Below are 14,185 nucleotides of genomic sequence, written 5' to 3' on the forward strand. Positions count from 1 at the left end.
TCAGTAGTCGCTCGCGCCGCCGAACAGCCGGGGCATGTAAATGTCGAAGATTCCCGGGCACTTGCGTTCCGGATACCGCTGCAGCATGAAGCTCTTGAAGGCGTCACCCGTCAGCCCGTTGCCGATCGCCTGCCGGGCGGCGGAGAGGTACTCGATGTTGCGGGCGACTTCGTTCTTGTCGGCCGGCAGACCGTGGCCCGGCATGAACAGGTCGCAGTCCGAACGCAGCATTTCCTGGAGCACGCGAATCCAGTGGTCGAAGTGCTTCGTCAAGTACAGATGAGTGCCGCTGTAGACCAGGTCCTGGGCGAAGTGCACGCCTATGTCGGGGAGCCTGATCGCGAGGTGGTAGTCGATCTCGGTGTCCGTGACGCGGTCGAAGACATATCTGACCCCGTCGATCGTCTCCTCACCGCGACTTGCGACCTCTTTGGGAACGACTATCCGCTCCGGGGCGAGGTTGCCGAGTTTCCAGTGATCACTTCTCGACTCCTCCCCATGCTCCTGGATGAAGGTCAGGGTCTCGGACAGCGCGTGGACCGTGACATCGGTGAACGCGGTTCCCAGGCCGAACCAGTGGTCGGGATGGCGGTGCGAGAGGTAGAGCCTTTCGATCGGCTTGCGCAGGCTGTCCGCGTAGTCCCTGAATGCCTTCGCGTCGGGGGCGAGGAACTGCGCGTCGACGAGAACCAGTTGGTTCTTTGTTTCGATGATGTGGGTGGCGTTCGCGATGTTGCTGTCCGCGAAGGACGCGACGAAGGTGTGGATACGGACATCGCCTGCCCGCTTCACGACCATGATGACGGGTTCTGAAACCTGAGCCAGCATTCGAAGCCTCACCGAGGTTGTGTGGTGTGCTCTTGCAGTTCCTCCAACGCGGCCCGCGCGACGTCGTAGGCGCTGTCCGTACCGGGCACCGGATCGTCCTCGCCGGGTCGCCAGAAACGCCGGCGTGCCATGCGCATGGAGTTGTCGAACGGCGGAATCGCGTTGAACACCTCGATCAGGTACGGGCCGTGATACACCGGCTCAATCTCGTCCGAGATGATGTGCCACGGGATCCAGCTGTCCTTCACCGCGCCGCGGTCGGGTGCGGATATGTGGACGTAGTAGAGCCGGTCCTGGCGTACGGCTCGCGCGACGTTCCGCCTGAGGACCGAGGGACCCTGGCTCTCCATCACGACCTGCGCGGTGTCGATCGTCACGCCACCCTGCGGGTGCTCCAGGCCTTCGAGGAAGTCCAGTACCTCCGAGACCATGTTGGGTGGCGGCGTCTCCCAGCTCTTGACGGGCTCGACGGCGAGTTTCACCTCTCGTGCCGCGGCGTAGTCCAGCAGCTCCTCGAAGACGGAACGCGCCGCGTCGTAGCGGGGTTTCATCCAGTCCTGCAGGGCGTCGCTCCAGATCGGCTCATCGGTGTCCGTGACCGGAAAGACCCCGTAGGGATAGATGAACGGGCCGGACATGATGGAGTCACCGCCCAGGATGCGTGTGATGTCGACGCGTGACTTGAGGTAGGACAGGGCCTGCCCGCGCTGCTCCTCGTAGGGCGACGTCGGATCGAAGGTCCGCGTGGTCCCGACGTTGGTGGTGAACCTCGCCTCCGCCAACCCTGCCTCGTCGAATGCCTTCCTGAGGCCGACGTAGCAGTCGACCTCGGGCTTGTGGTCGACGGTCGTGGGCGGGGCGGCGATGTGCACGTCGAAGCCGTCGTAGCCCATGTCGGTCAGGGCCTTCAGGTGATCGACCAGGATCCGTGTGTACCGTGCGTCCTGGGGCCGTAGATCGGCCGTGAACATGAAGAAGCTGAAGAAGACGTCGCGTCGGGGCGTCGTGTTCATCGTCACCACCCCAGGACGTCGGCGAGGTAGGCCCGGGCCTTCTTGGCGTACTCGAGCGGGACGGCCTTGTTCGGGTCCTGCTCGGCCTCCACGACCAGCCACCCCTGGAAGTGGGCGTCGGCCAGCGTTTCGAGGATGGGCCGGAAGTCGATCGCTCCGTCTCCGGGCACGGTGAAGACGCCGAGCTGGATGCCCTCCTGGAACGACAGCCCCTCTTCGCGGACCCGGCTGACGATCTCGGGCCGGATGCTCTTCAGGTGGACGTGACCGATCCGGTTGGCGTGGGCCCGGGCCAGCTCCAGCGGATCGTCGCCGGCGAAGGCCATGTGGCCGGTGTCGAGCAGCAGGTGGACCAGGTCCGGATCGGTCGAGGCCATCAGCCGGTCGATGTCGGCCCGGGTCATGACGCCCGTGCCCATGTGGTGGTGGTAGCTGAGCTTCATGCCGGCCGAGTGCGCGATGCTGCCGAGCTCGTCCAGGCCCGATGTCAAGGCGTCCCACTGGGCGTCGGTGAAAACAGGGCGGTTGGCGAACACGTCCACGGGAAGCAGGTGCGAGGAGGCGCCGAACTCGGCCACCACCAACTCGGTTCCGCCCAGCCCTTTGACATGGGCCAGCGTCTCCTCGAAAGCGGCGACCGTCTTCTGCCGCATCCCGCCGATCGTGAAGTACGTGCTCGTCCAGGGCTCGGAGATCCGCAGGCCCCGGAGGTCGAGCGCGGTCTTGAGCTCGGCGGCGTCCGAGGGGTACTTGTGCCCGATGCTGCAGCCCTGGAAGCCGGCGAGCGCCATCTCGCTCACGGCCTGGCCGAAGGAGATCCCCGCGTCGATGGTGGGGAAGTCGTCGTTCCACCACAGGGTGCAGCAGACGCCGAGCTTCACCTTGTCCGGGCTGAGGCGGTCAGCCAGGTCCGTCATCTTCTCGCCCCTTTCAGGTAGCGCTCCGCGATGCGGGGCGGCCGGGCCCAGGAGCCGTAGCCGGGTGCCTTGGCACCCGGAGGGTTGGCTCCGATGGCCCGCCACAGCAGCCCCTCCTGGTAGGAGGCGGCGGTGACCGTGGATGTTCCGACCGCCGCGTGGGCCCCGTAGTGATCGGTCCACTCCGGCGGCAGCGCGTACCACATCCCGGCGTACCAGAGCTTGATCACATTGCGGGCGACCGGTCCGAGCCGGTCGTCGCCGAAGATCCGGTGGCGCAGCGCCCGGTCGAACAGGTCCCGGTCGAGCGGGATTCGGGCATGGCGTCCGCTGTCACCGGCTGCCTCGGCCCGGGCTGCCCGGTGGGCGTCCAGGAGGGCCGAGACGGTCTCGTCGCCGCAGGCGGCCCGCGCTTTCGCCAGATACTCGTGAGCCATGCCGGTGCCGAGCAGATCGGTCTCCACGAATGCGGTGAGGTCGACCGACAGGCGGAGGAACTCCTCGAACGGCGGGGCGGTCATCGTGCCACCGCCTCGGCCGTCTCGTCGGCACCCGGTGAGGGCTGCGGATCGGACCCGGGCCCGGCCGGAATCTCGAAGGTGGGAGCGGCGTGCAGGCCACCGCTGCCGGGCAGGGGGTTGCACACCAGCCGGTTGAACCCGTCGCGCAGCCGGAACATGTCGCAGACGGCGTCCTGCAGGAGGGCCGGCCGCCCGTTGAACGCCTCGGTGAGCAGGCCGAGGAAGGCTCCGTAGTCGGTGTTGAAGTCCCGGGCGACGCGGGCCAGTTCGGATCCCTCCGGGTAGTCGGCCAGCCGGGGACTCACCTTCACCGGGTACACGTCGTCCCAGGAGATGCTCAGCGCGGGCCCCGACGGTGCATCGGGGTGGTCGCCCACCTCGTAGTAGCGCCCGAGTTGCAGCTGCCGGAACCGGTAGTAGTGGGCGAGCTCGCCGTCCGCGTCGTACATGCCCGAGTCGAGGCCCTCGCCCTGGGCCGCGATGAAGCGCAGCGCCCGCTGGGCCGAGTCCAGGTCGGTGACGACGATCATCTCTCCGCCACCGGAGTAGAAGTACTCGCGCCCCACCTGCAGGGCAGGATCCCCGTCGAAGAGCTTGGGGTCGACGGCGGCCACCTTTTCGAGCCCTTCGATGATCTCCTCGTAGAACTCGCCGATGCTGTAGAAGCGCATCCCTTCGGCCGTGGGGCTGGAGACCAGGAGCGGAGTCCGGCCGTCGGGCGTCTGCACCAGCCGTGCGTCGGCGCTGGGGGCCGTGCCCGGCCGCTCGATCTTGCAGAACGTCTCCACCGCCTCCGGGGAGAAGGGCCGCAGGTCGACGGTGAAGTCGTCCTCCCCGTCGGGCAGGTAGGCCGGATAGGACGGCACGAAGCCGGGACGGGTCAGGTCGGGTTTCCCGCCGATGGCGTTGAGGACGTTGGCGACGAGGGTCAGGTGCAGCATTTCCTCCACCGCGGCCACCCGGATGATGTGGGCGGCGTCGGAGTTGGTGGTGGAGCGTATCGAGTAGTACGCGGTCAGATACGTGGGAATGGTCGCGTGCTCCAGCGCCAGCGCCGCATCCAGGTAGCTGATGAGGTCGTCGCAGTTCTCGATGGTCGACGCGGTCACCGGGCCACCTCCCTTGAGGTCGGCGCCGCAGGGCGCCGGTCGACGGAAACGTTGATCGGGGCGGTCTCGGAGTCGAGCCGGGCCAGCATGTCCCGGGCGCTGCGCAGGCACAGGGCGGCGACGGTGAGCGTCACGTTCGAGGTCCCGACGGTGGGCATGCTTCCCCCGCCGACCAGGTAGAGGTTCTCGTGGTCCCAGCTCCGCTGATCCGCGTCGACCACCGAGGTCGACGGGTCGCGGCCCATCATGTGGGTGCCGGCGAGATGGTTGCCCCCGCGCAGCTCGTATCCCTCGCCGTCGTGGACGGCGTAGCCCCAGAAGTTCGGGTTGTACGCGGTGTGGTCCTCGGCTCCCAGGCGGGCGAAGATGCGTCTCGACAGCTGCCGGGCGTACGCCACCCCGCGCATCGTGTACTCGGGGATGTCGTAGGTGAGGACAGGCCGCATGTTCCCCAACTTGTCGGTGAAGTCGGGGCTCACGGTGACCCGGTTGCTCGGGTTGGCCGGCACCTCGACCATGAACGCCAGCTGCAGCTGACGGGACACCCGGTCCACGAGGCCCTGGCGAAGGGACTCGCCGTAACGGCCACCGGAGTCCACCAGGTTCATCAGGTCGGTCATGGGCGCGCCCCGCGCCCAGCCCCAGCCGTCGTTGTGGATGTCGACGGTGAACGCGGCCTGGCGGCTGCGGAAGCGGCCTCCGCGCAGGTCGGCGATGCCGCCCGTGCAGATCGTGCCGCGGAAGGTGCCGGCCACCTCAGGGAGCAGGCCCCACGCCAGGAGGTAGGCGTGGTCCATGAAGTTCCGCCCCATCAGGCCGCTCGAACCGCGCAGGCCGGACGCCAGCATCAGGCGGGGGTTCTCCACCGCGTTGGCGGCCAAAACGAACAGCCGGCCGCGGGCTCTCGCCGTGGTGAAACCCGGGCTGTCGGGACGGTCGTAACGCCGGTACTCGATCTCGGTCACCCGGCGCGTGTGCTCGTCGACGTGCACCTTATGGGCCACCGCCTGGGCCACCAGATCGACCCGGCCGCTGCGGAGTGCCACGGCGAGGGTCTTGCCCGCGTTGTACTTGGCCTGCACCGGGCAGATGGGCACGCAGTTGTTGTTGCCCTGGCACCGCTCGCCGACCTCGACCTGGTAGGTGCTCACCGCCCCTTGGGGCACATAGCCCTTCCCGCCGTCGTAGGCCGGGTTCGGTATCCCGTTGCGGCCCTGTGGGAACGGCCGGACTCGCAGCTCCCGCTGCTCCCCGTCGAGTTCGACGGGCATCCCGTCGACGTCCTTGGCGACCACCTGGTCCAGGTAGGACAGGGGCAGTCCCTTCATGGGGAACACGTAGCCCTCGTCGAAGGCGATCCCGAGGTAGGCCTGGTCCTCCACGTCGGCGGAGACGCCGATCTCGCGTTCGGCCTCGTTGTAGTACGGGGCCAGGTCCTCGTAGGTGAGCGGCCAGTCGGCGCCCTCGCCGTAGAGCGTCCGCATCCGGAAGTCGTCGGGCAGCATCCGCAGCGTCTTGCCCTCCCAGTGCATGGTGGTGCCGCCGAGCACCCGTGTGTAGGTGGTGTCGGTGGCGAAGGGCCCGTTCTGGACGATGTAGGCCGACGCGTCGGGTGCACCCGGGGTGATGCGGCGTGCGTCGCTGCCCCGGGGCATCGGGGCGTTGGCGACGGCCGGGTAAGGAGCCTGGTTGTCCTTGCCGACAGCCGAATAGAACCGGTTCAGATAGCGCTCGTAGCCCCTGAGACTGAGGTTTTCGGCCGGGCCCGCTTCGAGTATCAGAACCCTTTTGCCGGCGTCGCTCAGCCGCGCGGCGATGAGGGCGCCGGAAATCCCGCCGCCGACGATGACGGCGTCGTAGAGAACCGAGGCGGCCACCGCGGGATCGGTGCGCTTGGGCGCTCCCTCGGGGAATTTCTCGTACATCGGGCAGTCACTCCTCTACTGCCGGGCACGGCCGGGACCAGCACAGCTGTCGGGAGCGTGCTGGACTCAGACATCACTGAACGGCTGGAAAGGCTCGCAAGCCGAATGGACAGCGCAAGAGGGCGCTGGTCGTTCCCGGGGACCTCGATGGCAAGCTGCGAGTTGCTGTCGCTGCTGGTAGGGCCTGGCGTGCAGACCGCTGCCGCGTCATCAACGATACGCGCGATCCTTCGCGATTGCCGAGTGGAGACGATCTGAATAGGCGTCAGAATCCGCGCCTGTACTGAACTTCCCCTTCACCAGAGCCACTTGCGCGTTCGCCACGTGTCGTGTTGCGGTCTTCCGCAGCGGTGTTTCCATGGAAATGACGGGATACGTGCGCGCGGAGGGAGACCTCATGCCCACCAAGGTCATCCGCCACCCTGAAGGAAAGGCACGGCCGAACAACGCCCCCTGGTACACGTTGTACCCGAGACGGTGGGGGTCCCAGATATCTGGCTCCATGGGCAGAAGATGGCGCAGGGTGAGGACGGAAAGGGAGGCGCGCCGGAGCATCGTCCCGAATCGCAGTTGGCGTCCCTGGCGATTTTCCCTCGGCCCCCTGCTGCGTGTATACGCTCTCTTCGGGACGCTCTTTGTCGTCGCTTCGGTGGGAGTGGCCCTTTATGACTACGCAGAGGACGGATACACACCCTTCCATGAGGCAATCGAGTCGACATGGTTCGACACCGTCAACCACATCGTGGCCCCTGTTCTCACCGGTTCCCTGATCCTCTCCTTCTTCCTTCTCTACTGGTACCACAAGACCAAGAAGCCACTCGTCGACAAGGCCTCCACGCGACCGCACGATCTGGTCCCCACGGCCGGAACCCTCGTCAACCGCATTGTCGGACGCCGTGAACTGTCGCAAGTGATGGCCCAGACGCTCCGCAACCGCAAGACCCGAAGGCCTTATCTGCTCGTGGGTGGCGTCGGCGTGGGCAAGACAGCCGTTCTGGTGGAACTCACTCGGATGCTGGCACAGCATTCCGCCGTGCCCGTGCCCATAAGTCTGCGCGACATGAAGGGCGACGGTGAACTCGACTTCGAGGAAATGGCACGGCGCCGCTTCGCGGAGGAGGCGGACCAGGGAGTGCTGGCCGGCAGCAACATCGACAAGACGTGGCGGCAGCTGAGACTCGACGACAAGGCGGTCGTCATCGCGGACGGCCTGGAAGAGGCCCTCCTCGACAAGAAGTACCAGGAGGACCGCGACAACATCATCCGACGGGCGATCGACCGGGCGGACCGCCAGAAGCTGCCCCTGGTCATCGCCTCACGCCCGCACGCACCGCTCGAAGGCACGCGGGCCGCGATCGCCAACCTGGAACCGTTGAGCGAGGAGGCGGCCCTGGAGTATCTCCGAGGAGAACCCGGCGAGTTGGACGAGCGCCGTCTCGACTGGGTGGTGGAGACCGCCCAGGTGACGGATTCGCCGATCTACCTGCGGATCGCCCGTCTCCTGCAGCAGTGCGGACTTCTGGAGCGCCTGGCTCTGCGTGAGGAAGGCGACCGTCTGGACACCCGCAGCAACGACTGCTCCACTCTCAGACTCGGGCTGCTGAACACCTACCGCCAGGGCATCGAAGACGGCCGGATCTTCGACAAGGTGGTGATGGACCACAAGGAGCGCCGGGAAACCATATGGGTCGTGTCTGCGCTGGCCTGCCTCGGGCTGCTGCAGGACAGTATCGAGGTGACGTTCGACGACTTCGTCAGCGCGCACGTGGAGGACCTCCGCATCCACAGGCACCCCCAGGGCAGTCACGAGGATTCGCCGGGCAGCGCCCCGGAGCGTGGAACCCGCCCTACCGTCACCACGACGCAACGCGATGCGATATGGGGCGTGTTGAGTCGGAAGATCGGTGAGTCGGCGCCGTGGCTCAACACCCTGGACTACCCCGTCGAGTGTCGTACCGAGTTGGCGAGGCACACCGCCAACGGGCAGCTCCTCGGGCTGGTCTACGGCTGCGAGAACAAGGTCCGGTTCCCGCACAGCATCCTGCAGGCGTATCTCGGTCATCGTCTGCTGAGGGAGATGTCGGACGACGACATCGCCGCGGTCGTCGAACCGGCCCTGCACAGCCCGGGTCCCTCTCGGGAACTGCTCATCTCTCTGGTACTGCTTTCGCGTCATGGAACGCAGCCGAGAATACCCAAGCTACTCAGCGATGCCGCGGAGAGCCGGCACGACGCGAAGTTCTTCGACCTCTACGCCGCCGCCCTCGAAATAGACTCCGTCGATCCGACGCCGATACAGGACAAGCTGGCACAGGAACTCGACGAGCAATGGGCGGGGCTCGACATCAGAGGCGATCAGCGGACCATCGAGGACGCGAAGCTGCGGTTGGTACGGAGCTTCGGGGCCGCTCTGCGCGAACAGGGCCGTCGCAGCAAGGGGATTCAGTCGCTCTCGGAGAATGAGCCTGCGCCACCGTCCCTTCCGTACAACCGTCTCTTCCAGATCGGCACACATGAGCCGTCGTATCCCGTCCGGATCGCGATCGCACATCAAATAGCCGCCGGCGGCGACGCGGCCTTCCAAGAGCTGCGCAAGGAGTTCCCCATCGGAACGGATCCCATATCCCAATATCTGGAAAAGATCCGTTCGGCCAAGGAGAAGCTCGACAGCGACTACACGGCCTGGCTGAAGGAAGAGGATTCGAACCCCGCCCCCGGCCCGGAGGCGGCGGAGAGAAGCCAGCGTAGGCACGACCGGATCGTGATGGAGTACGAGCAGAGTCGCACGACCTGGTGGCGCCACTTCTCCCTCCGGGCCTGGCTCGTACCCATGGCCGTAGGGTCCGTCTCCGACAAGTACCGTGCCGAGGCCAAGGAGCGGCTGAGCCTCTGGTTGCAGAACCTCACGCCCACGACCGGCAGCCAGGACCCGCTCATGCCGCTCTCCTTGGAGAACGCGTTGGCGCAGGGCTTCAAGAACGCGGCGAATCGCAGGAGCCGACACCCTGATGCCTACGAGGAGACCCGGGCCTACCTGGTGCGGCAGGCGGAGGAGATGCTGACCCGCAGCCGCTACTGGTACGCGCAGCTGAGTCTGCTCCACGCACTGTGCCTGTGGGAGCTTCCCGACACCATCGGGCGCATGGCGTCCAACGGCTCCATGGAGCCCATGAAGTCGGTCACCCGATGGCTCACCATGGCGGGCAGTGCGCACGAGACCTCAGCCCCCATCGGCACCCTGTTCGAGCGCCGTGCCGACAAGGTCCTCCACCCGTTCGTCGCCGAAGCCGGCGATCTGGTGACCCTGGCCCTGGAGACAGGACACCCCGAGCGGTTCATCTGGATCGACGAGCACGGGGCCATCGACAACGTCGGTTCCACCCCGGCCGATCCGGAGCGCTATCGCAAGCACAACCTGTGGATCGCCCCGTCCGTCGGCTGGAGCATCCTGCACCCGCGAGCACAACGCCTGCTGGCCGACGTACTGGTCATGCTCAATCTCACCGAGGGCAACGGGAGTCCGGACGACATCGAGGAACGTCTGAAGCTCGCGAACAGGGACGACCTCCCGCACTGCCTCACCCACGACCGCGGTCGGCTGCACCCCGAACGCAGTGTCGGCCGGGCCGACCGGGACGAGTCCCGCACCACCTGCCAGTCCCCCTGCGAGTTCCGGCTGTGCCCCTATCCCCCGCAGGCCGGCAAGGCACAGACGGAGATGGCGGAACTGTTCTGCCGGCAGCAACAGGCGCTGCTGCACAGCCGCTTCCGCTGGCATCTGCCGGCCGTCAGCCGGCACACCGCGCCATGGGTGAGCATCCCCGTCAGGGAGTTGGACGCCTTCTGGGAGGAGATGGCCAACCGGAACCGCAAGACCACCGACGAGGACGAGCACCTCCTCTAACCGGCGGCCCTCGGTCTGCGTGAAGGCCTCGACAGGAGCATCAGGGCGCGGCGTTCTACCAGGATCACCGTGTTCGCCTTGTGTTCCGTCTCGTCCGGGGGGCCTTGGGGCTCGGCCGTGTTGATCAGGGGGGTCCAGCGTTCTCCGTACTCGGGGTCCGGGAGCTGGAACTCCACCGGTTCCCAGTAGCTGTTGAGGAGGAGCAGGAAGGAGTCGTCCACCACCGGGCGGCCCTGTGGGTCGGGTTCGGCGATGGCGTCGCCGTTGAGGAAGACGGCGACCGAGTGGGCGTCGGGGCGCTGCCAGTCCTCCTCCGTCATCTCCTGGGCGTCCGGGGCCAGCCAGACCAGGTCGGGCAGGGGCTGGTCGGCGTGGGTCGCCGTCTCGCCGCGGAAGAAGCGGCGGCGGCGCAGGACGGGGTGGGCGGCCCGAAGGGCGATGACGTAACGCGTGAAGTCGGTCAGGTCGCGCTGCTCGTCGGTCAACCGCCAGTCGATCCAGGAGACTTCGTTGTCCTGGCAGTAGGCGTTGTTGTTGCCCCGCTGGGTGCGGCCGAGTTCGTCGCCGTGACCGAGCATCGGGATGCCCTGGGAGAGGAACAGCGTGGCCAGGAGGTTGCGTTGCTGGCGGGCGCGCAGGTCCGCGATGGCCGGGTCGTCGGTGTCGCCCTCCGCGCCGCAGTTCCAGGAGCGGTTGGTGCTCTCGCCGTCCCTGTTGCCCTCGCCGTTGGCCTCGTTGTGTTTGTCGTTGTACGACACCAGGTCGCGCAGGGTGAAACCGTCGTGCGCGGTGACGAAGTTGACGCTGGCCCGCGGGCGTCGCCTGCTGTGCTGGTACAGGTCGGAGGAGCCGGTCAGACGGGAGGCGAACTCGCCGAGCGTGTGCGGCTCGGCCCGCCAGAAGTCCCGTACGGCGTCCCGGTACTTGCCGTTCCACTCCGACCACAGCGGCGGGAAGTTGCCGACCTGGTAGCCGCCCTCGCCGACGTCCCACGGCTCGGCGATCAGCTTCACGCGGCTGATCACCGGGTCCTGTTGGATCAGGTCGAAGAACGCGGACAGCCGGTCCACCTCGTGGAACTGCCGGGCCAGCGTGGCCGCGAGGTCGAAGCGGAAGCCGTCGACGTGCATCTCGGTGACCCAGTAGCGCAGCGAGTCCATGATCAGCTGCAGGACGTAGGGGTGCCGCATCAGCAGGCTGTTGCCGGTGCCCGTGGTGTCGTAGTAGTGGCCCCAGTCGCCGTCCACCAGCCGGTAGTACGAGGCGTTGTCGATGCCGCGGAAGGAGAGCGTGGGGCCCTTCTCGTTGCCCTCGGCGGTGTGGTTGTAGACGACGTCGAGGATCACTTCGAGGCCGGCCGCGTGCAGCGCCTTCACCATCGACTTGAACTCGGTGACCTGGCCGCCACGGGTGCCGTGGGCGGCGTAGGCGTTGTGCGGGGCGAAGAAGCCGATCGTGTTGTAGCCCCAGTAGTTGGAGAGGCCACGGTCCCGCAGCACGCCGTCCTGGGCGTACTGGTGCACCGGCATCAGCTCGACGGCGGTCACACCGAGCGAGGTCAGGTGCTCGATCACCGCGGGGTGGGCCAAGCCGGCGTAGGTGCCGCGGAGTTCGGCGGGGACCTCGGGGTGGGTGTTGGTCAGGCCGCGGACGTGGGCCTCGTAGATGACGCTGTCCGCGTACGGACGCCGTATCGGCTGATCGTCGCCCCAGTCGAAGGACGGGTCGGTGACCACGCCGAGCATGGTGTGGCCGGCGCTGTCGGAGCGGGAGGAGCCGTCCGGCGAGCGCTCGAAGAGGGAGGCGTGGTTGTCGATCTGGCCGTCCACGGCCCTGGTGTACGGGTCGAGGAGCAGCTTCGCCGGATTGCAGCGGTGGCCCAGCTCCGGGTGCCAGGGGCCGTGCACCCGGTAGCCGTAACGCTGGCCGGGGCCGATGTCCGGCAGGTAGCAGTGCCACACGAAGCCGTCCACCTCGGTGACCGGGACGCTCCGCTGCCCGCCCCTTTCGTCGACGAGGACGAGTTCGACGCGCTCGGCGACCTCGCTGAACAGGGCGAAGTTGGTGCCCTTGCCGTCGAAGGCGGCGCCCAATGGGTAGGGGTGCCCGCTCCACGCGGGCACCCCTGCCTTGCGGCGGCGCTTCGCCGTCACCGGGCGGCCTCCAGGACGCCGTTCGCCGGGGCGGCCAGGGCCGCGACCGGCACCTCGCGCGGCAGTTGGCGCACCTCGCGCAGGCTCGGCGCGGGCGCCACGGGCACCAGTGGCATCCGCTCGCCGGCCCGGGCACGCTGCGAGAACCAGATGACCTTGCTGCCGGTGTCCGTGGCGCAGCAGCCCCAGCCGTCGCTGGTGGCGGCGATGCGCGCCAGACAGGGCCGCAGGTCCTGGTCCGGGCGCAGTTCGCAGTCGTTCTCGCCCACGGCCGTGATCAGGTGCTGGCCGTTCCACCACATCTCGATCGACGTGGCCTTGTCCGTCGCGTGCTCGTCGATGGCCTTCAGCAGCAGCTCGGCGCTGCGGCATACGGGCTCGACCAGTGTCTCCAGATCCCAGAGCCGGAGGTGAGCGGCCAGGATGCGCCTGACCTGGCCGACCCGCTCCGGACTCACTTCCACATCGAGGTGGTAGTAGCAGGGCACTGCGGTCTTCATCGTCGTTGGCTCCTCACCGGCGAAGCTCCCGCTGTCTCCTCGCCCCTGTGGGACGAGCCCCGAACGCGAAGCGTGAGCAGTGATCGCTCCTGAGTCACCTCCAGCGTGGGAGCACTACGCCATTCGTGCAACACGAGAGCACCACCGAGGTGGTTGAACACCCAACAAGACGTTCCGTGGCCACACGTGCACCATGTGTGAAGACCTCTGTGCGCGTGCGGATCCCCCTCCGGAAGGTGAACGGCGTCATGCTGCTACCGGCCAAAGCCGAAGTGGCCCGGCAACTGCGGCGGTACCGGGCCTGGGAGCGCGTCATGCTCGCCTCGCCGGCCGACCGCACGGTGCGGGCCACCTTCGAGGACTCGGGGTACACGTTGTGCGTGCTGATGGGCAAGCGCTGTGCCCGCGAGGCCGCGGACGCCGCCGAGCGGTATCTGCGGAGCACCCTTGGCGCCTATCTCCGCGAGCAGGACGAGTGTCCCCAGGTGGCCGCCCCCGTGCGGCCCGGTCCGCCGGCGCCGCCGTACCGGCACTCCCCCGCGGGCGGATGACGTCCGGGGCGGCATGTATCCCTGAACCGGGCAGGCGGGCCCGGTCCCGAGCACGGCGGAGGTGAGACCCATGAGTGCGACTCCGGCCATCGGCCGCATCCCGGTACGGGACGTACACCCGGTAGTCGAATGCGGCAGGTACCCGACGAAGGCGGTCGCGGGCGAGACGTTCGAGGTCACCGCGACCGTCTTCCGCGAGGGTCATGACGCGGTCGCCGCCAATGTCGTGCTGACCGGCCCCGACGGCTGTCACGGCCCGTGGACGCCGATGCGCGAGCTGGCCCCCGGCACCGACCGCTGGGGCGCCGAGGTCACGCCCACCTCCGAGGGCCGTTGGACGTACCGCGTGGAGGCCTGGAGCGATCCGGTCGCCACCTGGCGCCACCGGGCCCGGATCAAGATCCCGGCCGGCATCGACGTCGGCCTGGTCCTGGAGGAGGGCGCCGACGTCTTCGAGCGCGCGGCGGCCGGAGTCCCCGCGGAAGAGGGCCGTACGACGGTGCTGGCGGCCGTGGACGCGCTGCGCGACGACTCGATGCCGGTCGCCTCCCGCCTCGCGGCGGCGCTCACGCCGGAGGTGGACGCGGTCCTGGCCGCGCATCCACTGCGGGAGTTCGTCACCGCCTCCGACACCCTCCCCCTCCTGGTCGAGCGGGAACGCGCCCTGTACGGGTCCTGGTACGAGTTCTTCCCCCGCTCCGAGGGCACCCCCGAGCAGCCGCACGGCACCTTCCGCACCGCCGCCCGCCGCCTGCCCGCGATCG

At 67.8% G+C, this 14,185-nt stretch carries 11 protein-coding genes; 3 read left to right on the forward strand and 8 right to left on the reverse strand.

The features are described from left to right. From ABZ848_RS47110 to ABZ848_RS47135, 6 genes are read right to left on the reverse strand one after another with little or no spacing between them, the layout of a single operon-like run. Nucleotides 1-798 (reverse strand): MBL fold metallo-hydrolase, encoded by a 798-nt coding sequence (locus ABZ848_RS47110; protein WP_360842593.1) that lies wholly within the window; start codon nt 796-798, stop codon nt 1-3. A 38-nt stretch (nt 799-836) separates the two neighbouring features. Then, on the reverse strand, nt 837-1,841 hold the full coding sequence (locus tag ABZ848_RS47115; protein ID WP_360842596.1) for a TIM barrel protein: 1,005 nt from the start codon (nt 1,839-1,841) through the stop codon (nt 837-839). Nucleotides 1,842-1,843: 2 nt separating this feature from the next. Next, the gene (gene iolE / locus ABZ848_RS47120) at nt 1,844-2,758 is read right to left on the reverse strand and encodes a myo-inosose-2 dehydratase (RefSeq protein ID WP_360842599.1); all 915 of its coding nucleotides are present in this window, start codon (nt 2,756-2,758) and stop codon (nt 1,844-1,846) included. After that, nucleotides 2,755-3,279 (reverse strand): hypothetical protein, encoded by a 525-nt coding sequence (locus ABZ848_RS47125; protein WP_360842601.1) that lies wholly within the window; start codon nt 3,277-3,279, stop codon nt 2,755-2,757. Before ABZ848_RS47125 ends, iolE begins: the two co-directional genes overlap by 4 nt. After that, entirely contained in the window at nt 3,276-4,388 is a 1,113-nt protein-coding gene (locus tag ABZ848_RS47130; protein ID WP_360842604.1) for a ferritin-like protein, read from the reverse strand. The genes ABZ848_RS47125 and ABZ848_RS47130 overlap by 4 nt, the downstream gene beginning before the upstream one ends. After that, nucleotides 4,385-6,313: a GMC family oxidoreductase gene (locus ABZ848_RS47135; protein ID WP_360842607.1), complete on the reverse strand. Its 1,929-nt coding sequence runs from the start codon at nt 6,311-6,313 to the stop codon at nt 4,385-4,387. The genes ABZ848_RS47130 and ABZ848_RS47135 overlap by 4 nt, the downstream gene beginning before the upstream one ends. A 742-nt stretch (nt 6,314-7,055) precedes the next feature. Between ABZ848_RS47135 and ABZ848_RS47140 the strand changes: the two genes are divergently transcribed. Beyond that, on the forward strand, nt 7,056-10,217 hold the full coding sequence (locus ABZ848_RS47140) for an ATP-binding protein (protein WP_360842610.1): 3,162 nt from the start codon (nt 7,056-7,058) through the stop codon (nt 10,215-10,217). On the opposite strand, the gene glgX is transcribed toward ABZ848_RS47140, so the two are convergent. Both glgX and ABZ848_RS47150 read right to left on the reverse strand, forming a co-directional pair. Further along, entirely contained in the window at nt 10,214-12,370 is a 2,157-nt protein-coding gene (gene glgX / locus ABZ848_RS47145) for a glycogen debranching protein GlgX (protein ID WP_360842613.1), read from the reverse strand. The genes ABZ848_RS47140 and glgX overlap by 4 nt on opposite strands. Next, nucleotides 12,367-12,870: a pep a2 gene (locus ABZ848_RS47150; RefSeq protein WP_360842615.1), complete on the reverse strand. Its 504-nt coding sequence runs from the start codon at nt 12,868-12,870 to the stop codon at nt 12,367-12,369. Before ABZ848_RS47150 ends, glgX begins: the two co-directional genes overlap by 4 nt. 248 nt (nt 12,871-13,118) lie before the next feature. Here ABZ848_RS47150 and ABZ848_RS47155 point away from each other — a divergent pair, with 248 nt between their 5' ends. Together ABZ848_RS47155 and ABZ848_RS47160 are read left to right on the forward strand one after the other, a co-directional pair. Further along, nucleotides 13,119-13,421 (forward strand): DUF5133 domain-containing protein, encoded by a 303-nt coding sequence (locus ABZ848_RS47155; RefSeq protein ID WP_360842619.1) that lies wholly within the window; start codon nt 13,119-13,121, stop codon nt 13,419-13,421. 70 nt (nt 13,422-13,491) lie between these two features. Continuing rightward, a partial coding sequence (locus ABZ848_RS47160) for a maltotransferase domain-containing protein (RefSeq protein WP_360842622.1) occupies nt 13,492-14,185 on the forward strand: 694 nt, incomplete at its 3' end.

Source organism: Streptomyces sp. NPDC047081 (assembly GCF_040643775.1).
Classification (GTDB): domain Bacteria; phylum Actinomycetota; class Actinomycetes; order Streptomycetales; family Streptomycetaceae; genus Streptomyces.

Excerpts from the sequence above, each read along its gene's own strand:
- ABZ848_RS47110 (WP_360842593.1), bottom strand. The coding sequence starts at position 798 with ATGGTCGTGAAGCGGGCAGGCGATGTCCGTATCCACACCTTCGTCGCG.
- ABZ848_RS47115 (WP_360842596.1), bottom strand. The coding sequence starts at position 1,841 with ATGAACACGACGCCCCGACGCGACGTCTTCTTCAGCTTCTTCATGTTC.
- iolE (WP_360842599.1), bottom strand. The coding sequence starts at position 2,758 with ATGACGGACCTGGCTGACCGCCTCAGCCCGGACAAGGTGAAGCTCGGC.
- ABZ848_RS47125 (WP_360842601.1), bottom strand. The coding sequence starts at position 3,279 with ATGACCGCCCCGCCGTTCGAGGAGTTCCTCCGCCTGTCGGTCGACCTC.
- ABZ848_RS47135 (WP_360842607.1), bottom strand. The coding sequence starts at position 6,313 with ATGTACGAGAAATTCCCCGAGGGAGCGCCCAAGCGCACCGATCCCGCG.
- ABZ848_RS47150 (WP_360842615.1), bottom strand. The coding sequence starts at position 12,870 with ATGAAGACCGCAGTGCCCTGCTACTACCACCTCGATGTGGAAGTGAGT.
- ABZ848_RS47155 (WP_360842619.1), top strand. The coding sequence starts at position 13,119 with ATGCTGCTACCGGCCAAAGCCGAAGTGGCCCGGCAACTGCGGCGGTAC.